Annotated in this window: 19 protein-coding genes and 1 pseudogene; 10 read left to right on the top strand and 10 right to left on the bottom strand. The window is 65.2% G+C overall.

All coding sequences use genetic code 11. The features are described 5' to 3' along the window. Positions 1-61: 61 nt before the first annotated feature. Genes ACUSIJ_RS12970 through cofG form a run of 6 tightly spaced genes read right to left on the bottom strand, consistent with a single transcriptional unit; the run spans position 62 to position 6551 of the window. A complete protein-coding gene (locus ACUSIJ_RS12970; RefSeq protein WP_449308824.1) occupies positions 62-1069 on the bottom strand; it encodes a TIGR03842 family LLM class F420-dependent oxidoreductase in 1008 nt (335 codons plus the stop codon). 57 nt (positions 1070-1126) lie between these two features. Further along, positions 1127-1813, bottom strand: a complete 687-nt coding sequence (gene npdG, locus ACUSIJ_RS12965; RefSeq protein WP_449308823.1) for an NADPH-dependent F420 reductase — start codon at positions 1811-1813, stop codon at positions 1127-1129. Continuing rightward, positions 1810-3180: a coenzyme F420-0:L-glutamate ligase gene (gene cofE / locus ACUSIJ_RS12960; RefSeq protein ID WP_449308822.1), complete on the bottom strand. Its 1371-nt coding sequence runs from the start codon at positions 3178-3180 to the stop codon at positions 1810-1812. Before cofE ends, npdG begins: the two co-directional genes overlap by 4 nt. Then, a complete protein-coding gene (gene cofD / locus ACUSIJ_RS12955; RefSeq protein ID WP_449308821.1) occupies positions 3177-4151 on the bottom strand; it encodes a 2-phospho-L-lactate transferase in 975 nt (324 codons plus the stop codon). Before cofD ends, cofE begins: the two co-directional genes overlap by 4 nt. A 2-nt stretch (positions 4152-4153) precedes the next feature. Next, on the bottom strand, positions 4154-5425 hold the full coding sequence (gene cofH, locus ACUSIJ_RS12950; protein WP_449308820.1) for a 5-amino-6-(D-ribitylamino)uracil--L-tyrosine 4-hydroxyphenyl transferase CofH: 1272 nt from the start codon (positions 5423-5425) through the stop codon (positions 4154-4156). Between the two features lie 4 nt (positions 5426-5429). Next, positions 5430-6551, bottom strand: a complete 1122-nt coding sequence (cofG, locus tag ACUSIJ_RS12945; protein WP_449308819.1) for a 7,8-didemethyl-8-hydroxy-5-deazariboflavin synthase CofG — start codon at positions 6549-6551, stop codon at positions 5430-5432. 564 nt (positions 6552-7115) lie between these two features. Between cofG and hydA the strand changes: the two genes are divergently transcribed. Then, entirely contained in the window at positions 7116-8570 is a 1455-nt protein-coding gene (hydA, locus tag ACUSIJ_RS12940) for a dihydropyrimidinase (protein ID WP_449308818.1), read from the top strand. Between the two features lie 65 nt (positions 8571-8635). Here hydA and ACUSIJ_RS12935 read toward each other — a convergent pair whose 3' ends face one another. Beyond that, entirely contained in the window at positions 8636-9328 is a 693-nt protein-coding gene (locus ACUSIJ_RS12935; protein WP_449308817.1) for a nitroreductase, read from the bottom strand. 141 nt (positions 9329-9469) lie between these two features. After that, a complete protein-coding gene (locus tag ACUSIJ_RS12930) occupies positions 9470-10372 on the bottom strand; it encodes a LysR substrate-binding domain-containing protein (protein WP_449308816.1) in 903 nt (300 codons plus the stop codon). A 498-nt stretch (positions 10373-10870) separates the two neighbouring features. On the opposite strand from ACUSIJ_RS12930, the gene ACUSIJ_RS12925 reads away from it, so the two are divergent. The 7 genes from ACUSIJ_RS12925 (at position 10871) to ACUSIJ_RS12895 (ending at position 19638) form a co-directional block, all read left to right on the top strand. Next, entirely contained in the window at positions 10871-12937 is a 2067-nt protein-coding gene (locus ACUSIJ_RS12925; protein ID WP_449308815.1) for a hypothetical protein, read from the top strand. Positions 12938-12988: 51 nt separating this feature from the next. Next, positions 12989-14506: an ABC transporter substrate-binding protein gene (locus ACUSIJ_RS12920; protein ID WP_449308814.1), complete on the top strand. Its 1518-nt coding sequence runs from the start codon at positions 12989-12991 to the stop codon at positions 14504-14506. 81 nt (positions 14507-14587) lie between these two features. After that, the gene (locus ACUSIJ_RS12915; RefSeq protein ID WP_449308813.1) at positions 14588-15508 is read left to right on the top strand and encodes an ABC transporter permease; all 921 of its coding nucleotides are present in this window, start codon (positions 14588-14590) and stop codon (positions 15506-15508) included. Beyond that, the gene (locus tag ACUSIJ_RS12910; RefSeq protein ID WP_449308812.1) at positions 15505-16359 is read left to right on the top strand and encodes an ABC transporter permease; all 855 of its coding nucleotides are present in this window, start codon (positions 15505-15507) and stop codon (positions 16357-16359) included. The genes ACUSIJ_RS12915 and ACUSIJ_RS12910 overlap by 4 nt, the downstream gene beginning before the upstream one ends. A 5-nt stretch (positions 16360-16364) precedes the next feature. After that, entirely contained in the window at positions 16365-17084 is a 720-nt protein-coding gene (locus ACUSIJ_RS12905; RefSeq protein ID WP_449308811.1) for an MBL fold metallo-hydrolase, read from the top strand. Between the two features lie 90 nt (positions 17085-17174). Beyond that, a complete protein-coding gene (locus tag ACUSIJ_RS12900; protein WP_449308810.1) occupies positions 17175-19016 on the top strand; it encodes an ABC transporter ATP-binding protein in 1842 nt (613 codons plus the stop codon). 181 nt (positions 19017-19197) lie between these two features. After that, on the top strand, positions 19198-19638 hold the full coding sequence (locus ACUSIJ_RS12895) for a DUF1810 domain-containing protein (protein WP_449308809.1): 441 nt from the start codon (positions 19198-19200) through the stop codon (positions 19636-19638). A gap of 12 nt (positions 19639-19650) precedes the next feature. Here the strand turns inward: ACUSIJ_RS12895 and ACUSIJ_RS12890 are convergent, their stop codons facing one another. Then, the gene (locus ACUSIJ_RS12890) at positions 19651-19947 is read right to left on the bottom strand and encodes a hypothetical protein (RefSeq protein ID WP_449308808.1); all 297 of its coding nucleotides are present in this window, start codon (positions 19945-19947) and stop codon (positions 19651-19653) included. 587 nt (positions 19948-20534) lie between these two features. Between ACUSIJ_RS12890 and ACUSIJ_RS12885 the strand changes: the two genes are divergently transcribed. Continuing rightward, entirely contained in the window at positions 20535-23645 is a 3111-nt protein-coding gene (locus ACUSIJ_RS12885) for a UvrD-helicase domain-containing protein (RefSeq protein WP_449308807.1), read from the top strand. Positions 23646-23773: 128 nt separating this feature from the next. Beyond that, on the top strand, positions 23774-24811 hold the full coding sequence (locus tag ACUSIJ_RS12880) for an LLM class flavin-dependent oxidoreductase (protein ID WP_449308806.1): 1038 nt from the start codon (positions 23774-23776) through the stop codon (positions 24809-24811). A 69-nt stretch (positions 24812-24880) separates the two neighbouring features. Here the strand turns inward: ACUSIJ_RS12880 and ACUSIJ_RS12875 are convergent. Further along, positions 24881-24973: pseudogene (locus ACUSIJ_RS12875) on the bottom strand (CstA-like transporter-associated (seleno)protein); the annotation flags it as partial. Between the last annotated feature and the right edge of the window lie 41 nt (positions 24974-25014).

Raw genomic sequence — 25014 nt, 5'->3', positions numbered from 1 at the left:
GTTTATCCGGTCGGGAGAGCCGGAGGCTCTCCCAGGACGCCCGGCATCGATGCTGCCGTGGTCAACCCTGTTTGAAGGCAGGGATAACTTCCCGGCCATAGCGAGCAATGATCTCCTCCTCGTCGCCGCTGTCGAGATAAATGTTGAACTGCGTCACGCCTCCCTCCTGCAGTTTCCTGATCTTGGCGATGTGATCGTCCGGCTCGCCGAGCACACAGAAGCTCTCGACAATATCAGGCGTGATGAAGTCGAGATAGGGGTTGTCGCTTTGTCCGTGCTTCGAATAGTCGTAGCCGCGGCGATTTTCGATGTATTTGGTCAGGCTCTCGGGGACGAGGCCGGAATCGCTGCCGTACTTCTCGACGATGTCCGCAACATGATTGCCGACCATGGCGGGGAACCATTTCGTCGCCTCGATCGCGCGTGCCTTGTCGCCGAAATAGGCAGGCGCGGCCGCCATCGACTTGAAGCCGGACATGTCACGGCCGGCCGCCTTACCCGCCTCGATGCATTGATCGGTGAACCATTTGCAAAGGCCCGGCTCGGCAATCTGCAGCACGACGCCATCGGCGTTCTCGCCCGCCGTCCTGAGCGCCATGGGCCCATAGGCGCCGATCCATACGGGCAGCTCGTAGCCGACGGCCCAGGGAAACTTCACCGGCTCCGGGCATTCCGGATAGGTGACCTCCTCGCCCCTCACCATGGCCTTGACCTTGTGCACGAATTCCGCCACGCGTGCGAGCGACGCCGGCTTCTTGCCCATGACCCGGCGCGAGGAGTCGCCACGCCCGACCGCGATTTCGAACCGCCCTCCGCTCTGCTTGGCAAGCGAGCCGAACAGCGAAGCGGCCAGCGACCAGTCGCGCACATCCGGATTGGTGACCAGCGGTCCAAAATGCATGTGGCGGGTGTGCTCGATGCCCATGGCCATGGCCGGGTAGCTTTCGCGCCAAAGGATATGTGAATCGTAGAACCAGCAATGGCTGAAGCCGGCATATTCGGCGGCCCTCACCAGATAACGGGCTCTATCGGCTTCGACAAAGCCCTTGAACGTAATACCAAAATCCATTCTCTCCTCCATTCGTATCTTTATGGATCGGGATCCGGGCAGCGTGCCGCGGCGCCGTCATGACGGTCGGTGTTCCGGCGCCCAGATGCGGACGCCCGCATGGGTGAAGGGAACCTTCTTCGAGATATTCAACCGGATCAGAAGCGGCGTGATCGCCTCCACGCAGCGCGCGCTCGTGGCAGGACCGGCGTCATAGGTTTGCACGCCGAGCCGCGCAACGAGGGCCGAGACCTCTTCCTTGGCTCCGGCATCGTCGCCGCACACGAGGACGTCGCAGTTGATCGCGCTGTCGAGATCGTTCAGCGAATGGGCGGAAACGTTGTGGAGCGCCCCAACGACAGCCACGCCCTCCCCGAGAAGCTTCTGGGCGGCCTCCGTTGCCGAGCCCTCGGGCGGCGGGCCGTAGAGGCGGGGATTGCCTGCCGCCAGCGGCACGACGACATCGACGAGGATCTTTCCGGAGAGCGCCGGGCGGATGGTCTCCAGCGTCGCCTCGTGCGCGGCGAACGGAACGGCCAGAATGACGATCCTCTCGGCAGCCCGGGCGGCGGCGAGGTTGTCGCTCCCGGTGATCGGCACGAACGGCTGTCCCGTCGCGGCAAGCCTTGCGTTCAGTTCTCCGGCGACGTCGGCGCCCCGGGCTTCGTCGCGCGAGCCCAGCACTACGGTGATGCCGCTGCGGGCGAACCTGAGCGCCAGCCCCTGGCCCTGTGGGCCCGTCCCTCCGAGTATTGCGATTGTCATAGAAACAGCTCCTGCGAAATCGGTCTCAACACGTCCCGCGCCGTGGCGTTCCGGTCGTCGCTCCAGGCCAGTCCCCGCAGGACGACGACCGGCAATCCGGCATCCTTTTGCATATGCAGTCCCGCGGCCGCCGCGAGCTCGTCGGCGAAGGCCGGCAGGGTCGCCTTGAGCCCCCGGCCGTAGGCATCGGCGCGCGTGGTCCAGTCAACGACCGCGGGCACACCGGCAACGCCGATGGCGACGTTCACCAACCCCTGCCGCCACGGCCGGCCGAACGTGTCGGTCACGACGACGCCGATCGGCCCGCCGTAGCGTTCCTCGAGACCCGCTCTGATCCTCGCGGCGCTTGCATCGGGATCTTCAGGAAGCAGCAGCAGCATGCCTTCCCTGCCGTCGCCGAGATTCGACTCGTCAATCCCGGCATTGGCGCAGATCCAGCCGTGCCTGTGGCGCGTGATCAGCAGTCCGTCCGGTTCCTGCCGCCGCGATCGAATGATCTCGCTCGATTCCGCAAGGATGGCCTCCACCTTGCGCGCATCCTTGCCGATCTCCGCGGCGATCTGCATCGCTCGCGCCGACGGGCTGTAGGCGGCAAGCGGAACCAGTCGTCCCTCGCTCTTCGAAACCACCTTCTGCGCCACCACCACAATGTCGTACGGCCGCAATACGCCGCCGTTGCGCGACAGCGCATCTGCCATCAGCACAGCGAGGTTGTCCCCCGCCGCCACCTCCGGAATGCCGTCGATCGCGAACGCCTTCAGGCCGTCCCTGCCGGCGCCGGCGCGGACGGACGCCGAAAACAGATCCGCGGGCGTGTCGATGTCACGGCTCAGATGAGAGAGACGCAGGCGGATACTGGCGCGCCCCCCGGCTCCGGCCGCCGCCTCATGCGCCGCAGCGGAGCCGGGTCCGAACTGGAACGGGATGGCGTCCGGCGGCGACAGCAGCAGCGCATTGGTGCCGCCGTCATGGGATTCGCCGATCACGACCGCGTGCCGGCTGCATGCCTCGATCAGACGGGAAATCTCGGCCGCGACCAGTGTCGGAACGTCGGCATGGATGACGAGCAGCGACCGCGCGTCGATGCTGCGCGCCCACTCGGCGGCACGTGCGGCCGCGCCGTTGATGCCTCCCTGCGCCTGTTCCTCAAGGGCGATGGCACCGTGCGCGCGGCCGATTTCGGCAATGCGGCGCGATGGTGTGACCACCGCCAGGGGCTCCTGCGCATGAAAACGCCGAAAGAAGCCGAGCGTGTTTTCGAACAGCAGCAGGGCGAGGTCTTCCCGCGCATCGTTGCCCAACGCGGGCTTCAGGCGGGTCTTCGCATCCGCCGGATCTTTCATCAGGATCGCGATTGCAAGCCTCACAGCGGTCCTCCATCGGAAATGGGGCGCAGCCCGGCAGCGAAATCGAGAACCTCCCGGGCCAGCCGTTCCGCGTCAGCCGGATCGCGCATCATGATGTCGGTGCCAAGCACCGACAGCCCGTCGCTCCGAATGGCGTCGATGTCGGCCGTGTCGCCCCGGTCGACGACAAAGCCATCGAGGAGCCCGCCATAGCGAGCCGCAACACCTGATGCTCCCCCCGGCTGCCCGAGGTCGGCGAGAAGTTGCGCGAGAGGCCCCTTGACGGCCTTGCCGTTGATCAGGGGCGAGATCCCGATGCGCGGCACCCGGCTTTGCCTTACTGCGTCCCGGATAGCCTTGACCGCCAGGATCGGCTCAATCGACAGCAGCGGGTTGCTCGGCGCGAAGACGATGAGGTCGGCGCTTCGAATGGATTCCAGGGCAGCGCTGCCGGCGACGGCGATGTCAGCGCCGACATACCGCACCTCACGCACCCGGGGCTTGCAGCGATGTCCGACGAACCAAGCCTGGAAATCGAACAGCCCTTCGTCGGTCAGGAGCTTCGTCCTCAGAAGATCGTCCGTGGCCGGCAGGATCCGCGCGGGCACCTTGAGGCGCACCGCGCATTCCGCGATGACATCCTGCAGCGACGCCCCCTGCCCCAGGCGCCAGCTTCGCCAGATGTGCAGGCCGAAATCGGCGTCGCCGAGCTTCATCCATACCGGCGCGCCGAGGTCGCGCAGCATGTTGAGCGCGTTCACCGTATCGTCGGCCACGCCCCATCCCTGGCGTCGATCGATGCGGTCGGAAAGCGTGTAGAGGATGGTGTCGATGTCGGGACAGACGAGCAGCCCGTAGAACGTGTCGTCATCGCCGACATTGGCGATCACGGTCAGCGCCTCCTCCGGCAGGGCGCGGCTCAGACCCTCGGCCATGCGCGCACCGCCGACGCCACCGGCGAGCAGAACGACCTTTCTGCGGGCACCGTTCATCTCTAGCCTCCCGACGCGTGCCGGGGCTGTGCCCGATTGAGGAAGGCGACGGGACTAACGCCCTGCGCACGCGCGACGAGCGGCGCGATTTCGGGCGGATCGTGGTCCGAAAAGTCCTCCACGGTGGCGTAAAGCGTCGTGCGCTGCACCGGCACACGCCCGGCGGCGCGAATGATGCGCACCATCTCGCGCGGCGTGATCTCCTGACCGTGTTTCGCGCCGGCGGCGCGCGAAATGCTCTCGTTCATGAGCGTACCGCCGAGGTCGTTCACGCCGCATCTGAGCATGGTCTGCGCCATCTCCGGCCCCAGCTTGACCCACGAGGCCTGGATGTTGTCGATGTGCCCCTGCAGCATGAGCCGCGCCACGGCATGCATGCGCAGGTTCTCGGGGTTTGTGGGCCCAGGGCGCACTCCCGGCGTGTTGCGGTAAAGCCTGGTGTTCTCGTGAATGAACCCGAGCGGCACGAACTCCGTGAACCCGCCGGTATCCTTCTGGATCGCGCGCAGGCGATCGATATGGGCCGCCCAGTGCCCGGGGCCGTCGATATGCCCGTACATGATCGTCGCCGTCGTGCGGATGCCCTGCGCATGCGCGGCTCGAATGATCTTTTCCCATTCATCCGCGGAGAGCTTGTTGCGTGTCAGCTGCAATCGAATCTCGGTATCGAGGATTTCGGCGGCGGTGCCGGGAATGGACCCGAGCCCCTCCTCCCTCAGCATCGCCAGATAGTCGGGCAACGCCATTTTCGTCTTCCGCACGCCGTACCAGATCTCGAACGGCGAGAAGGCATGGACATGCATCTTCGGAACGCGGGCCTTCACCGCGCGCAGCAGCGCGACGTGATAGTCACCGGGAATGTCGGGATGCAGGCCGCCCTGAATGCAAACCTCGGTGCCGCCGCGTTTCCACGCCTCCTCGGCGCGGTCCGCCACCTGTTCCGGCGTCAGAAGCTCGGCGCCGGCCGCGTCCTTCCGCACGCCGAAATTGCAGAACTGGCACGCCATGTAGCAGACATTGGTGAAGTTGATGTTGCGCACGGTCACGAACGTGACCCGGTCACCGACACGCTCGCGCCGCACCGCGTCCGCCGTGCCGATCAGCGCCGCCAGATCCGGCCCCTCGGCACGGAACAACGTCTCGCCCTGTTCCCGCGAAATTTCGAGGCCCGACAGCGCGCGTTCCAGAATGGCCCGCACCGGTCTCGATGTCTCTGCCAGTGCCGGCGCGGCGCGGCCTTCGATCTGCCGCAAGCCTTGTAGGTCGATGCTCATGGTTTCAGCTCGTAAACTGGTCGCGGGCCAGGCCGCCGGCCCCGGCCAGACGCGACAGGGGCGCTGCGAGTGTCGGCCGGCAGCCGGTCAAATACTTCGGGTAGACGGTGAGCCTTTCGGCGAGCCGATATCCCTTTGCCGCCGTTCTCCTGGAGAGTTCGGCCAGCGTCGGCCAGGCGCGCTCCGGATTGATGTGATCGACGGTGAGCGGTGAAATGCCGCCCCAGTCGTTGATGCCCGAGTCGATATACTCCTCGAAGGCCTCGTCCAGATTGGGAGGCGCCTGGAGACTGATGGCCGGATCAAGCAGAAGTCTGGCAACGGCGAGAGTCCGCAGCATGTCCTCGCGCGACGGCTCGATCCATTCCGCCATCGCGGTCCCCGGCTTGGCCCGGAAGTTCTGGACGATGACCTCCTGGACATTGCCATGACGACGATGCACGTCGTTGATGGCGATCAGGCTGTCGACACGCTCCTCCCAGGTCTCGCCGATGCCGATGAGGATGCCGGTGGTGAAAGGCACGTTCAGCCGGCCGGCCGCCTCGATGGTTCGCAGGCGGAGCAGAGGCGATTTATCGGGACAGGCATGATGGGGCAGGCCCGGCTTCATCAAGCGCTTGCTGACGTTTTCGAGCATCATTCCCATCGAACCCGAGACATCCCGCAGCCGGGCGACCTCGCTTCCGGTCAAGGTGCCGGCATTGACATGCGGAATGAGAGACGTGTTCTCGAGAACGAGCCGGCACGCATCGACCAGGTAGTCGATGGTCGTCTCGTATCCGAGACCGGCCAATATCCCGGCAGCTTCGTCGTAACGCCGCTCCGGACGCTCGCCCAATGAAAAAAGCGCCTCCTTGCAACCCAGACGCTCACCGCGGCGGGCTATGTCGAGCACCTCCTCGGGCGTCAGGTAGCCAGCCTTGGGATCACCCGGATGTTTGACGAAGACACAATATCCGCAAGTATTGCGGCACATGTTCGTCAGCGGAATGAAGACCTTTCGGGAGAAGGTGATCTCCCGGCCCCAGTGGCGGTCACGAATTGCGCAAGCGTCCTGGCGGAGCGACGCAATCTCTGCCTCGCTCGCGCGGCCGGCCGCGCAGGCGTCGTCTCGAAATCCAGACACGACAAGTGATCACTGAACTGCCGCAGCAGCGACGGCGCGATGACTCATATGCCGATCGAGAGCAGAGACATCCTTCGTCTCCCGTCCCACCTTGCTGCCATCTCGACAGCCAACCGATGCATGCATCATTGGATCCCCTTTGTTTTTATCGTATAGTCAATTATTGACCAATTGATAAAAAAATGTCAAGAGAAAGCATGCTGAAAAGGTCATCTTGCGCAAGACGACATGCAAGTCATTGTTTTATCGGTCATAACATCCGCATGTCCACGCCTTGCACCGCTTGCGCCTATAGCCGCACAGCAGGCTCCCCCCGGGGCAACCGGACGGAAGATGCCGGATCGATAAGCGCTCAACGATAAAAAACAGGGGAATACAGCATGACATCGCGAAGGGCGGTGCTGAAGGCGAACGCTGCCGGATGTTTCCGGGGCGGTGAAAGCCTCGGTCGGCCGCCTCGTTTCACTTTCCGCGACCACTAAAACAGGCCGTTGCCGCGACAAGGCCGACGGTCGGTCAGTATTGCGGTTTTTCTCACGTGTAATAACAGAAGGGAATTGAAAAATGTCGAAGGTCATCAAAGGCGGCACGATCGTTGCAGCGGATCGTAGCTATGAAGCGGATGTACTGATCGAGGGTGAGAAGATCGTCGCGATCGGAGAGAATTTGTCGGGTGACACGGTGATCGACGCCGAAGGAGCGTTGATCATCCCGGGCGGGATCGATCCTCACACCCACCTCGAAATGCCCTTCATGGGCACGACCACGGCCGAGACCTGGGAAAGCGGCACCTATGCCGCGCTCTCGGGCGGCACGACGCTCGTGGTCGATTTCGTCATTCCCGGTCAGGATGGCCTGCTGAAAGCGCTCGACGTCTGGGAAGAGCGGGCGGCGCGGCAGGCTTGCAGCGACTATTCGTTCCATGTCGCCATCACAGGCTGGTCGGAGCAGATATTCGACGACATGGAGAAAGTCGTCGCCCGCGGCATCAACACCTTCAAGCACTTCATGGCGTACAAAGGCGCGCTCATGGTCAACGACGACGAGATGTTCGCCTCGTTCCAGCGTTGCGCCGCGCTCGGCGCGCTGCCCCTGGTCCATGCCGAGAACGGCGACCTCGTTGCGGCGCTGCAGCAGAAATTCATGTCCTCCGGCGTTTCCGGCCCCGAGGCGCATGCCTATTCGCGCCCTCCCGAAGTCGAGGGCGAGGCCGTCAACCGCGCCATCACCATTGCGGATGCGGCAGGCGTGCCCGTCTATATCGTGCATGTGTCCTGCGAGCAGGCGCATGAGGCCATCCGGCGCGCGCGGCAGAAGGGCATGCGCGTCTTCGGCGAACCGCTGATCCAGCATCTGACCCTCGATGAGAGCGAATACTTCAACCGGCAATGGGATCACGCCGCCCGGCGGGTCATGTCGCCGCCGTTCCGTGCCGCCGCTCATCAGGCCTCGCTGTGGGCCGGGCTCCAGTCGGGTTCCCTGCAGGTGGTTGCAACCGACCATTGCGCGTTCACGACCGAGCAGAAGCGTTTCGGGCTGAGCGACTTCACCAAGATCCCGAACGGGACCGGCGGCGTGGAGGACCGGCTGTCGGTGCTGTGGTCGCAAGGGGTGGAGACCGGCCGGCTGACGCCGAACGAATTCGTGGCCGTGACATCGACCAACATCGCCCAGATCCTCAACATCTATCCGCGCAAAGGTGCCATCCTGCCGGGTTCGGACGCCGATATCGTGGTGTGGGATCCCAAGGCTTCGAAGACGATCCAGGCAGCGACGCAAAAATCGGTCATCGACTACAACGTCTTCGAGGGCCTCAAGGTATCGGGCCTGCCGCGCTACACGATCTCGCGCGGCGATGTGGTGTGGGGCGAAGGCGCCAACGAGCCGCGCCCGGGCCGCGGCAAACACGTGAAGCGGCCGGCTTTTCCCGCTGTCACCAGGGCGCTGTCGAGGTGGAAGGAACTGACCGCGCCGCGCGCCATCAGCCGGTCGCCCGAGCATATGCCGATCGGCGTGTAACGCCTGTCCGGGCAAGTCGGGCCGCGGCGAACGCCGCGCCCGGATCAGGCACGCCCCGCACCGGTTCAGTCCTCGTGAAAACGCGCGAAGCCGCTGACCGGCTCGCGGGGCGTGCGCAAGGCGTTGGCGGGGTGGGTGGGGTCCTCGTAACCCACGGCGACGCCGCAGATGATCTTCTGTCCGGCATCGAGGCCGAGGACGGCGCGAATGGTCGCGTGATGGGCCATGAAAGCCGCCTGCAGGCAGGTGGCAAGCCCCTCGGCCACCGCCGCGACGGCCAGTGATTGCAGGAACAGGCCGACGTCGATATACGCCCCCTCGCCCAGTCGCCGGTCGATCGAAACGATCAGCCCCACGGGCGCGCCGAAGAAATCGAAGTTCCGGTCGTGGTGCGCCCGCGCCCCCTCCCGATCGCCGCGCTTCACCCCGATCAGGTTGTAGAGCGCCCAGCCGTTCTCCCGGCGGCGGGAGAGGAAGGGCTCGGGCCAGGCGGCAGGATAATAGTCGTATTCCGGCGGCGGCAGTTCGATGCCCGCCGCCCGTTCCGCCAGGATCGCGGCCGAGAGCCTTTTCCGCGCCGCCCCGGTCAGAACCTCCACCTGCCACGGCTGGGTATTGTTGCCCGAGGGCGCCCGCGCGGCCGATGCGAGAATGCGCTCCAGCACCGGTCGCGGCACGTCCCGATCGAGATAGGCGCGGACGCTTCGCCGGTCATGGAGCGCGCGATGAATGGGGGAAGCATCTGTAGGCTGCACCATCTTCCGGTCTGTCCTTTCATTGAAGCATGAGCTGTTTCGGGATCTCCAGCCCGGTTCTCTCCGCCCCTCTCGCACGCCAACGCGGCACCTCTCTCCCGATCTTGCCGCGCAAGCGGGAGGCTTTGACGTCCCGGCGTCATCCTACGTCGTGTAGGGGGATGACCATCCCTTTTGTCCTATCTCGACGATGAAGTCGATCACTGCGAGCACTCTTGCCGGAACACGATCGCGCCCCGGATAGAGCAGACACAGCGGATCGGCTTCCGTCTGGTAGTCCTCCAGGATGGGTATCAACCTGCCGCTGGCGATTTCCTTCTCGAACAGCCACCACCCCGATTGAGCGACACCCAGCCCCTCAAGGGCGGCCGCCAGGACGATATCGCCGCTGTCCGAACGGAGATGGCCGGCGATTCTGTGCTTTTGCGGTTTCCCCGAGCCGTCCTTGAACTCCCAGTCCGGGGCGAGGGGATTTCCCAGACAGGGAAATGACTGCAGGGCCTCGGGATCCCCAGGAGTACCGTACTTGGCAAGCAGGCTCGGCGAGGCGACGGTTCGCCGCGTCCCACTGGCGATCACCTTGCGCTTGAACCGTGAATCCCCCGGCTGGTAGGCCCGCATCGTGATGTCGAAGTCCGCCTTGATCAGATCCGCGGTCTGCCTGCCCAGATATAAATCGATCTCGATATGCCTGTTTCTTTCCATGAAGGCCGAGAGGGCCGGCACGAGCACCGTGCGGCCGAAAGCGGGCGTAACGCTGATCCGCACCCGGCCCTCCAGGGATGCGTTGTCGGCCCGGAGCTGCTGAGCCGCCTCGTCCATTTCAAAGAGGAGTCCCCGCATGCGTTCGTAATACTTCTGGCCCAGCTCCGTCAGGGTTTGCTGGCGCGTGCTGCGGGCCAGAAGCGCCACGCCCAGTTCCTGCTCGAGGCGTTGGATACGCTTGGTGACCAATGAAACCGAAACGCCCAGGCTTGAGGCCGCCGCCGTAAAGCTGCCAAGCTCCGCCGTTTTCACGAAGAAGCGAATATCGTTAAGCTCTCTCACCGCCTACTCCCACAGCACTGGCTGTCCCCTATCCTCTGTTCTTGCGGCAACTTACCAGTTGTTGAAGCCGCTCCGCTACGGCATCAAACCAAAAAGTGTGCGCACTTTCTGGAGAAATTTGATGCGTTAACAAATGGATAGAGCAAAATAACGATCCAGATTTAATGCATTTTGCTCTCATTCCGGCCGCCGACGGGCGATGACAGTCGCGAGAGAACCACGCTTGCCTTCGTTCCCGCCGGCCAAATGGAAAATGTCTTTTCCCAAAGTTTCTATTCACCTTCCGATCGCGGGAGGGTCACCTAACCGGCAGAAACGCCACGAGACGCGGGCATCACAGTCGGTTGGACATTGCATGCTGGAATACAGGCTCGACGATAAGCTATCGCACCGGAGGACAATGTGTCTCTGCCCGTTGCTGCAAGGCGAACGCATTGAGGCTGGCGGCGTTTCCGCCGTTCCAAGCCCAGCCGATACGGTTTGGGGCGGAGGCGGACAATGCCCCTAGCCTGGACTCGGAAGCCTCTGCGTTTCTTCCAGCATCTGCTGAGAGAAACGGATGCCTGTGAAACGAGCATCGACGATCTCATAAACGAGATCAAAAGCGTCGGCGCCAACGCCTGTATCGTCATGGGCGGCGGTTTTTCCGCCTGGTATCCCACCCGTCTTGGCTCCCAGACCGTCAACCCGTACCTGAAGGGCGACTTTCTCGGCGATTTCCTGAAGGCCGCGAAGGCGGAAGACATCCGCGTTCTGGTGCGGATGGATATTTCCAAAGGCCGCGAAGGCATGGAGAAGACGCATCCGGACTGGTTCGTGCGCAAGTCCGACGGCGCGATCAGCAAAGTCTGGAACATGCCGCAGATCTGCGCGACCGGCCCTTTCTGGCAGACGCAGGTGTATCAGATCCTTGACGAGATCCTCGAACGCTATCCCGCTGCTGACGGGTTCTTCTTCAACTACCTGCATGTGCCGCGCTGCTACTGCGAGCGTTGCCGCGGGATCGTCGAGGCGGCAACCGGCAGGCCGATCCCGGCTCCCGATCGCCGCGAGCCGGACTATGAAATCTGGCGGCAGAACTTTCTCGCGGATTACATGGGACGCGTCCGCCGGTTCGTTCACGAGCGCAATCCCGCCGCTGCCATCGTCCCCTACCACCACGTTCACGACGGCTGGGACATCCGCCGCATGGCCGGGATCACCGACATCATCGGCTCGCAGGTGTCGAATCCGGTCATGCCGAATCCGGTCGACCCGCAACCGATCTGGAATCACTGGGCTGCGGAAGAGGCGCTGATGGCGCGCGCCCTGAAGCCCGCTCACCCGCCGCTGCTGATCCAGACGACGTCGGAAGTCTTTGCCAGCCGGCAATCCGCCATGCCGAACGCACGCCTGATCCACAACCTGATCCAGGCGGCCGCGCACGGCGCGAGCACGGCGCCGGCCGTGAACGGCCTGCTCGATCAGGAAGACGCGCGTTTCGTGCCCGCCCTGCAGGCGCTCGGCGCGTATTACCGGAAGAATGCGCATTGGTACGACGGCTTGAGGAGCCTTGCCCGCATCGCGATCGTCCGCTCCGAGGACAGCCGCATGTGGGGCGAGGACGGCGGCCGCATGGCGGGCGCGCCGAATGGCGACGGCCACGTCGCGGAATTCCGCGGCTTGTGCGAAATGCTGTCCGACCTCCGCTATCCCTACGACATCGTCGTCGCGCCGGGCGTGAACGCGGCGGAGCTCGCCCGCTACGACCTCGTCATCCTGCCGGCAGTGAGCTGCCTCTCGGATGCCGACGCAGCCGCATTCGATGCCTATGTCGAACGCGGCGGCACAATTGCCGCGACCGCCGATCTCGCCGCAATGGACGACATCGGCGCAAGGCGAGAAACCCCTCCCCTGCGCTGCCTGCCGGGAATGCCGGGCGCGGCACGCACGGCGGTTGGCGCCTATTTCGCCCTGAAACGGCCGGCTTTGCAGAAAGCCGTTCAGGACGTCCCCCATATCCCCGCTGCCGGCGAATTCTGGGCGCCGTTCGATGCCGGCGACGCGCACGACGATCTGCGCATCATCGGTCCCTTCGTCAACAACGCGCCGGAATTCACCACGATCGAGGGCGACGGCAAGGCCCCCGGCCTCATCGAACGGCGGTTCGGCACAGGACTGGCGCTCTGGCTGCCGTGGCGTGCCGGGGCGCTATATCATCGCTATTCCATGCCGGAATACCGCCTGCTTCTCGGAGCATTGATCGAGGATCGGATCGGTGCCGCGCCGGTCCGGACGACGGCATCCAATGCCGTCGAGGCCATCATCTACGCTCATCGCGACGGGACGGTTCTGCACCTGATCAACGGCGCGGCGGTGCGGACAAAGGGTTTGACGGAACTGACACCGCTTGCCGGCTTCGAGGTCTGCGTGGAAACGGACGCGGACATCGCCTTTTCGCTTCAGGACGGCAAAGAGCTGCCCATCGAAAGGACAGGCGGAACCGTGGCCTTTCGCCTCGAGCGCCTGGATCACTTTGCGGCCATAGCCCTGGTCAAGGGTCCGGCCCGCAGAAAAGAAACCTGAGGAGACCCGTCGAGCGGATTTCCCGGCCAACGAACAAAAGAGGGTGAACATATGAAAAATATCCTGAGACGGCATTTCATGATTGGCGCGCTCGCCGCCGTGGCAATCCCATCGTTGCCGACCGCCTCGCCCGCCCAGGGGCCGGCGACACTCGTCGTCGCCCAGCCGGCCGACGCCTATTCGATGGACCCCGCCAAGCATTCCACGTTCCCCACGGCGAACGTCCTTTTCCAGATTTACGATGCCCTGGTCACACAGGACGAGAATGGCGAGATCGCCCCGGCTCTGGCCACTTCCTGGAGCAACCCGGATCCGCTCACCTGGCGTTTCAAGTTGCGCGAGGGCGTCAAGTTCCATAACGGCGAGCCCTTCAACGCCGCCGCTGTGAAATACAGCTTCGATCGCGCGCTCGATCCAGGTTTCAAGGCACCGTATTACGCCCGGATTGCGCAGATCAAGGCGGTCGAAATCGTCGACGACTATACCGTCGACATCAAAACGGAAAAACCCTTCCCGACGATGCTGCTTTCTCTCTACGAGGCAAGCTTCCCGGCTCTGATCGTCCCGCCGTCCTACACGCAACAGGACGACGGCGCGGCGCTCGCCTCCAAGCCGGTCGGCACCGGCCCGTACCGTTTCGTCGCGTGGCAGAAAGACGAACAGGTCGTCCTTGAGGCCAATCCGGACTATTGGGGCGGAAAGCCGGCAATCGACAGGGTCGTCTTCCGGCCGATCAAGGAAACCCGCACGCGTATCGCGGAACTGAAAAGCGGCGGGGTCGGCATTGCGGTGGACATCCCTCCCGAAGACATTCCCGCCTTGGAGGGGGGCAATACCAAAGTCGCGTCGGTGGCCAGCGAATTCCTCTACTTCCTCGCCTTCGACACCACACGCGACACGCCGCTCAAGAACAAGCTCGTCCGCCAGGCGATCAACTATGCGGTGGACGTCGATGCCATCCAGCAAGCTTTGCTGAACGGCATGGGCAACCGCATCGCGCTCACCCTGCCCCAGAACGCCTTCGGATATGACCCGAGCTGGCAGCCCTATCCGTTCGATCCGGACAAGGCCAGGGCGCTGCTTGCCGAAGCGGGCTATCCGGACGGTTTCACCATTCCGCTGATGACCCGCAAGGGCCGCTACATGAAAGACAGCGAAATCGTCGAGGCAACGGCCGGGTTCCTGGCAAGGGTCGGGATCAAGGCCGATATCCAGTACATCGAACCCGGCGTCTGGGGTCAGATTTCGGAAAAGAAGGGTCGCGAGGGCATCACCTTCCCCGGCTGGAGCGGCCGTGATCCGAACCTCGTGTGGATGCCGCTGCTGCATACCGGCGAATATCAGAGCTATTACAGCAATCCCGAGCTCGATGCGTTGCTGAACGCCGGCGCCGGAACCATCGACCCGGCGGAGCGGACGGCGATCTACCAGAAGGCGGCGGCCATCATCAAGGAAGAGGCTCCGCATCTGCCGATGCTCCAGTTGCCGTTGATCTACGGCCTCGATGCGAAACTGTCCTGGACTCCGCGGCCGGACAGCGTCATCGATCTGCGTAAGGCGCATTTCTGACAAGGACATCGATCGTGACCGGCGTTCGTCCGGTCGCAATCGATGCTTCGATTGCAGGTCGCGCAGGGAGTTACGCAAGCTGTGGCCCATTTTCTGATATCCCGATTGCTCTATGCCGTCGTCGTGCTGCTTGGCGTGTCGGTTGCCGTCTTCTTCCTCGTTCGGATCGGCGGCGATCCATCGGCGCTTTTCCTGCCGCCGGAGGCTTCGCTGGAGGAGATCGAGCGCTTTCGCCGTCTGATGGGTTTCGACCGGCCTCTCGCGGTGCAATATGTCGACTTCCTCAGCCGCGCCGTGCAGGGCGATTTCGGCCTGTCGCTGCGCTACGAGCAGCCTGCGATGCAGCTCGTTCTGGAGCGCGTGCCGGCAACCGTCGAACTTGCCGGCACCGCCTTCGTCATGTCGGTCGCGCTTGCGGTTCCGCTCGCCATTCTTGCCGCCGCCAACCGTGGCTCGGCCATCGACAGGGCGAGCCTCCTGATCTCGCTGATCGGCCAGAGCTTCCCGGCCTTCTGGCTGGCGATCATCCTGATCCTGCTGTTTTCCGAGACCCTCCACGTGCTGCCGCCTTCCGGACGCGGCGGCTGGCAGAACCTCGTCATGCCGGCGATCGTGCTCGCGACCTATTCGACCGCGATCATCACCCGTCTCCTGCGCTCGTCGATGATAGAGGTGCTGCAGTCGGACTACGTGCGCACGGCCCGCGGCAAGGGTGTGCGCGAAAGCCGCATCATCCTGTCCCATGCGCTGCGCAACGCGGCGATCCCGACCCTGACGGTGATGGGCCTGCAGATCGGCGCGCTCCTCGGCGGCGCGGTGATCACGGAAGAGGTCTTCGCCTATCCCGGCATCGGCCGGCTTGCGATCCAGGCGATCGCCAACCGCGACTTCACCGTCGTGCAGGCCTTCGTCCTGTTCATGGCCGCCGTTATCGTCGTCATCAATCTCCTGGTCGATCTCTCGTACGGCCTGCTCGATCCGCGTCTGAGGAAGGGCCAATGACCGCGTTTCTCGAACGTTATCTGGCGAGCCATCTCGCCGCCGCCGGTCTGGCGATCGTGCTCGTTGCGCTTTTCGCCGCGCTTTTCGGGCCGTGGCTCGTTCCCTACGACCCGAGCGCGCAGGACATCCTGCAGCGTCTGAAGCCGCCGCTCTGGCAGGGCCCGGAGGGCATCCACCTGTTCGGGACCGATGCCCTCGGCCGTGACATCTTCAGCCGCATCGTCGTGGGCACGCGGGTCTCGGTGCTGGTCGGCGTCAGCGCGGTCGTCATCTCGGGGGTCATCGGCGTCGCCTTCGGCCTCATCGCCGGCTACGAGGACAAATATGCCGGGCGCGTGCTGATGATGCTGACCGACATCCAGCTCGCCATTCCGTTCCTCGTGCTCGCGCTTGCCATCGCCGCCGTGGTCGGCCCGAGCCTGTGGAACATCATTGCCATCCTGGGACTGACGAACTGGGTGCAATATGCCCGTGTCGTGCGCGCCGAATGCCTTGTATTGCGCGAGCGGGAATTCATCCAGGCCGCGCACATGATGGGCATTCCGGCAACCCAGATCCTGACGCGCCATCTGCTGCCCAACGTCATGTCCTCCGTCATCGTCATTTCCAGCCTGCTGGTTGCCAAGATGATCCTGTTCGAATCCTCGCTGAGCTTCCTCGGCCTCGGCGTGCCGCCGGACACGCCGACCTGGGGCACGATGATCTCCGAGGGCCGCGACTATATCGGCAATGCGTGGTGGGTCGCGACCATCCCCGGCTTCGCGATCTTCATCACCGTCGTCGGCACCAATCTCGTCGGGGACCGCCTGCGGGACCTGCTCGATCCGCGTCTGCGGCAGATGGAGGGCTGAAGCTGATGTCGAACCTCGTCTCCTACGATATCCTGATTCCGGGCTTTCCGGGCCGCAGCTCGCGCGGCTTTCTCGGCTGGAGCACGATCGTGCTCCTGAGGACGGCGGATGGTCATGCCCTTTTCGACACGGGCGGGAGCGGCGACCGGCCCGGCCTCATGGCAGCGCTCGCGGAGCGCGGCATCGACAACGAGGACATCCGCACCGTCATCCTCTCGCATCTCCATTTCGATCACATGGCCAATGCCGAATGTTTCCCCGAGGCGAGGATCGTTTTGCATGAGAGCGAACGCGCCTATGCGCAGGCCCACATGCGACGCGACCCGGCGATCTCGCGCTTCCAGGTCGAAGGGTTGCTGCGCAGTCCGCAACTGACCCTCGTCTCCGGCGAGCCGGACGTGCTGCCGGGCGTCACGATGATCCGCACGCCCGGACATAGCGACGGCCATGTCTCGCTTGTGATGACGGTTGACGGCCAATGCGTCATGCTGGCCCAGGATGCCGTCAAGCACCGCGGCGAGATTCAGGCCGGCACCCCCACCGGCGCCTTCGACGAGGAGGCGGCCCGTGCCAGCCTCCGCCGGATTACCGCCATGGCCGACATCATCGTTCCCGGTCATGACGGTCCGCTCACCATGGACAAGGGCCGTATCGTCGCGTCATCGCCTGTCTCGACCGAAATCAGCCTGACGCTCGACGACCGTCGTTTCAACCTCAAGGTCTGACATGCCGGCGCTTCCGCACGATCCCCTTCTCTGCAAGAGCACGACATCCGGCCCTCTTCATTCGCCGCAAACGATGTGAGACTTGGACTCATGGCTGCCATCACCCTGCCACGTTCGGATTCATCCCGCGTCCCGGTCCTGTCGGTGCGCAATCTCTCCACCTCGTTCCGGGTGAACGACGCGTGGAAGACGGTGGTGCGCGGCATCTCCTTTGACGTGGCCCCGCGCGAGACGGTGGCGATCGTCGGCGAATCCGGCTCGGGCAAGAGCATCACCTCGCTGTCGATCATGCGGCTGTTGCCGAAGCATTCGAGCCGCATCGAAGGCCAGGTGCTCTTGGGCGGCAAGGAGTTGTTATCGCTCCCCGAAGAGCAGATGCGCCGCGTGCGCGGCAACGACATCTCGATGATCTTCCAGGAGCCGATGACGTCGCTGAACCCCATCTTCCCGATCGGCAAGCAGATCGCCGAGGCGCTCACCGTCCACGACAACATTCCCAAGGCTGGCGTCAGGGCAGAGGTCGTCAGGCTTCTGGAGAAGGTGCGCATTCCCAACGCGAGAAACCGTTTTGACGATTATCCGCACCAGTTCTCCGGCGGCATGCGCCAGCGCGTGATGATCGCCATGGCGCTGGCGTCCAAGCCGAAGCTGCTGATCGCCGACGAGCCGACGACGGCGCTCGACGTGACGATCCAGGGCCAGATCCTCGACCTGATCAAGGTGCTGCAGGACGAGGAAGGCATGTCGGTCCTCTTCATCACCCACGACATGGGCGTCGTGGCGGAGATCGCCGACCGCACGATCGTCATGTATCGTGGCGATGCGGTGGAGGCGGGCGCGACCGCGGATATCTTCCGCCGGGGCCGGCATCCCTACACGCGCGCCCTGCTCTCGGCGGTGCCGCGGCTCGGCTCGATGGGCGGGCGCACGCTCCCCCTGCGCTTCCCCGTCGTTGACGTGAAGAGCGGCGAACAGCAGCCGGTCGCCGATGTCGTCGATACGGTCGCCAGGGACAACGCGCCGGTCCTCCATGTCAGGGACCTGACGACGCGCTTCGACATCCGTTCCGGCCTGCTCGGCCGCAAGACGGGCGCCGTGCATGCGGTGGAAAAGGTGTCCTTCGACCTGTTCGAAGGCGAGACGCTGTCACTGGTCGGCGAGTCGGGTTGCGGCAAGTCGACGACCGGCCGCTCCATCACCCGCCTCGTCACGCCGACCAGCGGCGAGGTGACGCTCGACGGCTGCGCGCTCATGAAACTTGGCCCGCCGATGTTGCGCCGGATGCGCCGCTCGATCCAGATGGTGTTCCAGGACCCGTTCGCCTCGCTCAACCCCCGGATGAGCATCGGTTCGGCGTTGACGGAGCCGTTCGTCGCGCATCGTCTCGGCACGAGGCAACAGGCGCGCGACAAGGCGGCGAGCCTGATGGAGAAAGTGGGGCTTGCCGCGGACATGATGCAGCGTTTCCCGCACGAATTCTCCGGCGGCCAGCGCCAGCGCATCGCGATCGCCCGCGCGCTGATGCTCGACCCGAAGGTGATCGTCGCCGACGAGGCGGTCTCGGCCCTCGACGTGTCGATCAAGGCGCAAGTCTGCAACTTGCTCCTCGACCTGCAACAGAACCTCAACCTAGCCTACCTGTTCATCAGCCACGACATGGCGGTGGTGGAACGCGTCAGCCATCGGGTGGCGGTGATGTATCTCGGCGAGATCGTCGAGATCGGGCCGCGGGCGGCGGTGTTCGAGAACCCCCAGCATTCCTATACGAAGAAGCTGATGTCGGCGGTGCCGGTGCCCGACCCGGCGCGGCGCAGGATCAAGCGCGACATATCGACCGACGAGATCAAGAGCCCGATCCGCCCCATCGGCTACGTGCCCCCCGCACGCCAATATCGCGAGGTCTCCGCAGGACATATCGTTCAGATAAGCTAGAGCGCGTTCCGATCAAATGGAATCATTTGATCGATAAGAATTCGGTCAAAATCAAAGATCTAGAGCGTTTCATCGTTCCCGTGAAATGATGAAACGCTCCCGTCCGGCGATATCCGGACGGACGGCACACGCTTCGGCGCGTTGCGCTATACTGTCTTCGGACAGGAAAGGGAGAAACACGATGCCGGACGCCGACCCGTTCAACCTCGATCGCTTTGTCCTGGCGCAGGAGGCCACCTTCGATACCGCGCTCGCGGAACTGCGGGCCGGCCGCAAACGCACCCACTGGATGTGGTTCATCTTTCCACAACTGCGCGGCCTCGGCCATTCGCCGATGGCACAGTCCTACGGCATCGGCTCGCTGGACGAGGCCCGAGCATACCTTGCTCATCCCGTGCTCGGACCCAGACTGAAACTTGCCACCCATACCGTCATCGAGACCGAGGGCTCATCGCTGCACGGCATATTCGGATCGCCGGACGATATGAAATTCCGCTCCTGCATGACGCTGTTCTCGATCGCCTCAGGGCAGGCCGACAACCCGTTCCGACAGGCGCTCGACCGCTGGTGCGAATCCCGCCAGGACGAGCGCACCGTGGCGCTGCTCGACGAAGCCGGATGACACCCGGCGACCCTATTGTGAGCTGACCAGCCTGTTCTTGATCAGACCGACGACGATCTGCAGGATCGCGCCGCCGACGCCGCCGCCGACCAGCTGGCCGAGCAACGCGCCGATGTCGAGCCCCGCTCCCGCGTCTCCGGCCGCGCCGCCGACGAGCGACCCCAGTATCGAGCCGCCCCCGAGGCCGCCGATCGCCCCGGCGACGAGATTGCCGATATTGCCCAGGTCGGAGCTCTTCACGACCTTGCCACCCGCCGCGCCGCCGGCAGCACCGCCGATCAATTGCGCCAGAATCGATTCAATCGCCATTTCTGGAATCCTGCCAATGTTTATACAAGTAAATTCATAGCTAAGTATAAATAAATATGCGACATATTCAAGACAATAATCCCGCACCAATTTCATTGCCGGCTGCTTTCAACCCCTCGCCGGACCCGCTCAGGTTGAAACAACCCGGCCAGCGCACCCGTCTGCGGTCGCGGACACCACCCGTCCTGTAATCGTCCCGGAAAGGTGCCTGGCTCTCTCCCGTTCCAAATAGCGCGGATACAGAGGATAAGACGGATCAATAATTCCACCGGGAGGCAGCGTCTTCTCTTCCCGTGCTATATTATGAAAAAGTTCGGTCAGCTCGTCTGCATCTGCCCGAATCCGCCCGTCCGATGCGGAATGCTGGCATTGCGCCCCCGGACAGGGCAATTGATCTGAATGCCACGACCAACCGGCGCCGGCAGGATATCCAACCGTTTCCAGCCTTCGGGCGAGCGCGGCCCTATCTCCGCCCGCCCCTTCCTGCTATAGCGGTTTCAGACGGCGGCCGGAGTTTCGCCCCGGCCACCATTCCAAGCCCGAACAATGCGCCCGGCAACCGGACACGCGCCCATCATCGCACACCCATGACCTTTCACGCCGATCTGCACGTCCATTCGAAATATTCCCGCGCCACCAGCCGCGACCTCGATCTGGAGCATCTGTTCTGGTGGGCGGCGCGCAAGGGCATCCGGGTCGTCGGCACGGGCGATTGCGTGCATCCCGTCTGGCTCGCCGAAATCAAGGACAAGCTGCTGCCCGAAGGAAACGGGCTCTTCCGCCTGCGGCCCGAGATCGAGGATGCGCTGTGGCAGACCCTGCCGCCCGCCTGCCGGCGGCCGGTGTCGTTCATGCTGTCGACCGAAATCTCGACCATCTACAAGAAGGGCGAGAAGACGCGAAAAATCCACCACCTGATCTATGCCGCCGATCTCGTCGCCGCCGACCGGCTTGCCGCGAGCCTCGCACGCATCGGCAACATCGCCTCGGACGGGCGGCCCATCCTCGGCCTCGACTCGCGCGACCTTCTGGAGATCACGCTGCAATCGGCCCCCGATTCCTACCTCGTCCCGGCCCATGTCTGGACGCCGTGGTTCGCCGCGCTCGGGTCGCAGTCAGGCTTCGATTCCATCGATGAGTGCTACGGCGACCTCGCCGGCCATATCTTCGCGATCGAGACGGGCCTGTCCTCGGACCCGGAGATGAACTGGCGCGTCTCCTCGCTCGACCGCTTCCGCCTCACCTCCAATTCGGACGCCCACTCGCCCGGCAAGCTCGGCCGCGAGGCGACGCGCTTCTCCTGCGCGCCGGACTACCTCGCCATCCGCCGCGCGCTGGAGACGGGCGAGGGCTATGGTGGAACGGTCGAGTTCTTCCCGGAGGAAGGTAAGTACCACATGGACGGCCACCGCGCCTGCGGCGTGCGGCTCGATCCGAAGGAGACGATCGCGCTCGGCGGCCGCTGCCCGGTCTGCGGCCGCCCGGTCACGGTGGGCGTGGCGCACCGCATCGCGGCGCTCGCTGACCGCGACGAGGCCGAGGTCGTGCCGCCCGCGACCGCCGGCGAGGTGGCAAGTCTTGTCCCGCTGCCGGAAATCCTGTCCGAAATCGTCGGCAGCGGCGTCGGCTCCAAGAAGGTGGCGGAGGTCTACGACCGCACGGTCGCCGCGCTCGGTTCGGAGCTTTCGCTATTGAGCGAGGTGCCGGTCGAGGACATCGACAGGGTGCATCCGTTGTTGGGCGAGGCGGTGACGCGGCTGCGCGGCGGCAAGGTCATCCGCCAGGCGGGCTACGACGGCGAATACGGCGTGATCCGACTGTTCGAGGACGGCGAGATCAGCCGGCTCGCCGGCAACGACCTGCTGTTCGACACGCCCCTGCAGCGGCGCGCGCGGGCCGCCGGGCGCAAGGCGGCGGACGCCGCGCCGCAGGAGACCGCACCAGAGCCGGAACCCGCCGCGCCGGTGCCGTCGGGCCGCACGGGCGTGCTCGCGGCGCTCGACGCGGATCAGGCGCTGGCGGCGGAGACGACGGACGGCGCGCTCGTCGTCATCGCCGGCCCGGGCTCGGGCAAGACGCGGATGCTGACGCACCGTATCGCCCATCTCGTGCGCGAACGCGGCGTGCCGGCCTCGGCCTGCCTCGCCGTCACCTTCACCCGCAAGGCGACGGAGGAACTGCGGGCGCGGCTTGCGGCGCTGCTGGGCGACGGGGCGCGCGGCGTCAATGTGCACAGCTTCCATTCGCTGGGGCTTGCGATCCTGCGCACACACCCCGACGCCGCCGGCCTCGGCCCCGACTTCCGCATCGCCGACGAGAAGGAGCGCAAGGCGGCGCTCACCGAGGCGCTCGACGTGAGCGACAGCCGGGCCGCGCGGCTCATCAGGGCCGTCTCGGTGCTCAAGCGCACGGGCGCGGCCGGCACGGACGAGGAAGGCGAGGCGCGCGTCGCGCTCGACCGGATCGGGCGGGAACGGAACTGGGTCGATTTCGACGACCTCGTCGGCCTCTCGGTCGGTCTGCTGGAGACGCACGCGGCCATCGCGGACGCGTGGCGGGCGCGTTTCTCCCACATCGTCGCCGACGAGTTCCAGGACGTCGACGAGCAGCAATACCGCCTCCTGCGGCTCATCGCGGGGGATGGCGGCAATGTCTGCGTGATCGGCGATCCCGATCAGGCGATCTACGGCTTTCGCGGCGCGGACGCCGCCTGCTTCGCACGCTTCGGCCAGGACTTCCCGGCGGCGCGCACGCTGCGGCTCCACCGCAACTACCGGTCGAGCGGCACCATCGTCACGGCGGCAACGGGCTTCATCGGCGCGCCGGCGGACGGCGTCACACGGCCGGCGGGGGAGAAGATCGGGCTTCACGCCGCGGTGAACGCGGCGGCGGAGGCCGAATACGTCGCCGCGACGATCGAGGAGCTTCTGGGCGGGCACGACATGCTCGCGGCCAGCCGCAGCGGCGCGGCCGGTGGCGGAAGCTCCGCCGGCCGCGCGCTCGGCTTCGCCGATTGCGCCGTGCTCTATCGGACGGACGCGCAGGCGGAGGCGCTGCGGACGGCGTTCGAGAACGCAGGCATCCCTTTCGCAAAAAGTTCTCCCGCGCCCATCGCCGGCCACCCGGGCGTCGGGGCGATCCTCGGCGGGCTGGACGGAGAGGCGGAGGCGGATCTCGCTGCCGGCATCGCAGCGGCGGCCGAGGCGGCGCGCCGGGCGCAGAAGGCCGACGCGGCGGCCCTCGCCGAGGCGAAGGGCTGGCTCGAGGCGCTGGCCGCCTCCGACACCGTGGCGGGCGACCGGGCGCAGCTTGCCGAGGCGGTGGCCCTTTCGACGGAGGCTGATTTTCACGATGCGCGGGCGGACCGGGTGTCGCTGCTCACCATGCACGCCGCCAAGGGGCTTGAGTTTCCGGTCGTATTCGTGGTCGGCATGGAGGCTGGGCTGACGCCGTTCTCGTGGGATGCCGGCGCGCGCGATGCGGGCGCGGACGCCGAGGAACGGCGGCTGTTCTACGTCGCCATGACCCGCGCCAGGGACAGGCTGTTCCTGACCCGCGCGATGGAACGGTTCTGGCGCGGCGCGGTGCGTCCGCTGCCGCCCTCCCCCTTCCTCGCCGCCATTCCCGCGACATTGACGACGCGCCTTGCCCCGGAAGGGCGCAAACGCCGGAAGGCGCGCCAGCTCAGCCTGTTCTAGCGGCTGTCGAACCATAAGGCAGGATCCAGCCGGGAGCATGCTCCTGTTGACGCGGCGACCCGCCGTCCCTACCTTGCGGGCAAGCGGAGGGGCGCCGCATAGCCGACGGTTTTTCGTGAGGGAAAGTCATGATCCCCGAAGTCACGGTCCCCGAAGTCACGGTCCCCTTGTCCATCCTCGATCTCGTCCGCGTCACGCAGGCGACCGATGCGCGAACCGCGCTGATGAACGCGCGCGACGTCGCCGTGCACGCCGAGCGGTGGGGCTACAACCGCATCTGGATTGCCGAGCATCACAACATGGCCGGCATCGCCAGCGCGGCCACCTCGGTCGTCATCGGGTACATCGCGGAGGGCACCAGCCGCATCCGCGTCGGCTCGGGAGGCATCATGCTGCCGAACCATGCGCCCTATGTCATCGCGGAACAGTTCGGCACGCTGGCGCGGCTGTTTCCGGGGCGCATCGACCTCGGGCTCGGCCGGGCGCCGGGCACGGACCAGCTCACCCTGCGCGCCCTGCGCCGCGCGCCGGAGGCGGCGGACCACTTTCCGCAGGACGTCCTCGAACTGCAAGCCTATTTCGCCCCGGCGGGCGCGGACCAGCGCATCGTCGCCGTGCCGGCGGCGGGCACCGAGGTGCCGTTGTGGATCCTGGGTTCAAGCGCGTTCGGCGCCATGCTGGCGGCGGAACTCGGCCTGCCCTACGCCTTCGCGTCGCACTTCGCGCCGGAACACCTGCTGCCGGCGCTCGACATCTACCGCAGCCGCTTCAAGCCCTCGGAGCAATTGGCGAAGCCCTACGCCATGGTGGGCGTCAACGTCATCTCCGCCGACACCGATGCCGAGGCCCGCAGGCTCGCCACGACGCAGCAGATGTCGTTCGCCGACCTCGTGACCGGCAAGCGCGGTCTCAGCAAGCCCCCCATCGACGACATCGAGACCTACTGGTCGGGCGCGCAGAAAGAACACGCGCAGCGCATGCTGACGCGATCGATCATCGGCGCGCCGGAGACGATCCGTTCCGGCATCCGCGATCTCGTGGCGGAGACGGGCGCCGACGAGCTGATCATCGTTTCCGACGTCTACGAGCATGCGGCGCGGCTGCGCTCGCTCGAACTCATCGCCGCCGCATGGCTGGGCGAGACGGCGGCGGCTTCCGTCGCGTGAGGCTGCTCTACTGCCCCCGCCGGGCTTCAGCAGCAGCGAAAGCCCCCCGAAAGCCCCCTTTTTGCCGGGGCCACCGTAGCGCGCGTCCTGCCGCTCGCGGAAGAAGGCCGCGTAGGTCATCGGCTCCTGATCGGGATGGGTGGTGGTGCACGTGGGCGACAAAGGTCTCGTAGTCCGGCACGCCGGCCATCAACGGCCAGCGA

It is taken from the genome of Pseudochelatococcus sp. B33 (assembly GCF_053570585.1).
Note: the sequence above shows the minus strand (reverse complement) of the source record. Positions and strands in the feature narration are given on the sequence as shown.

Excerpts from the sequence above, each read along its gene's own strand:
- cofD (WP_449308821.1), bottom strand. The coding sequence starts at position 4,151 with ATGAACGGTGCCCGCAGAAAGGTCGTTCTGCTCGCCGGTGGCGTCGGC.
- ACUSIJ_RS12910 (WP_449308812.1), top strand. The coding sequence starts at position 15,505 with ATGACCGCGTTTCTCGAACGTTATCTGGCGAGCCATCTCGCCGCCGCC.
- ACUSIJ_RS12895 (WP_449308809.1), top strand. The coding sequence starts at position 19,198 with ATGCCGGACGCCGACCCGTTCAACCTCGATCGCTTTGTCCTGGCGCAG.
- ACUSIJ_RS12880 (WP_449308806.1), top strand. The coding sequence starts at position 23,774 with ATGATCCCCGAAGTCACGGTCCCCGAAGTCACGGTCCCCTTGTCCATC.
- ACUSIJ_RS12900 (WP_449308810.1), top strand. The coding sequence starts at position 17,175 with ATGGCTGCCATCACCCTGCCACGTTCGGATTCATCCCGCGTCCCGGTC.
- ACUSIJ_RS12935 (WP_449308817.1), bottom strand. The coding sequence starts at position 9,328 with ATGGTGCAGCCTACAGATGCTTCCCCCATTCATCGCGCGCTCCATGAC.
- ACUSIJ_RS12890 (WP_449308808.1), bottom strand. The coding sequence starts at position 19,947 with ATGGCGATTGAATCGATTCTGGCGCAATTGATCGGCGGTGCTGCCGGC.
- ACUSIJ_RS12970 (WP_449308824.1), bottom strand. The coding sequence starts at position 1,069 with ATGGATTTTGGTATTACGTTCAAGGGCTTTGTCGAAGCCGATAGAGCC.
- cofH (WP_449308820.1), bottom strand. The coding sequence starts at position 5,425 with ATGAGCATCGACCTACAAGGCTTGCGGCAGATCGAAGGCCGCGCCGCG.
- ACUSIJ_RS12920 (WP_449308814.1), top strand. The coding sequence starts at position 12,989 with ATGAAAAATATCCTGAGACGGCATTTCATGATTGGCGCGCTCGCCGCC.
- npdG (WP_449308823.1), bottom strand. The coding sequence starts at position 1,813 with ATGACAATCGCAATACTCGGAGGGACGGGCCCACAGGGCCAGGGGCTG.
- ACUSIJ_RS12925 (WP_449308815.1), top strand. The coding sequence starts at position 10,871 with ATGCCCCTAGCCTGGACTCGGAAGCCTCTGCGTTTCTTCCAGCATCTG.
- ACUSIJ_RS12905 (WP_449308811.1), top strand. The coding sequence starts at position 16,365 with ATGTCGAACCTCGTCTCCTACGATATCCTGATTCCGGGCTTTCCGGGC.
- ACUSIJ_RS12885 (WP_449308807.1), top strand. The coding sequence starts at position 20,535 with ATGACCTTTCACGCCGATCTGCACGTCCATTCGAAATATTCCCGCGCC.
- hydA (WP_449308818.1), top strand. The coding sequence starts at position 7,116 with ATGTCGAAGGTCATCAAAGGCGGCACGATCGTTGCAGCGGATCGTAGC.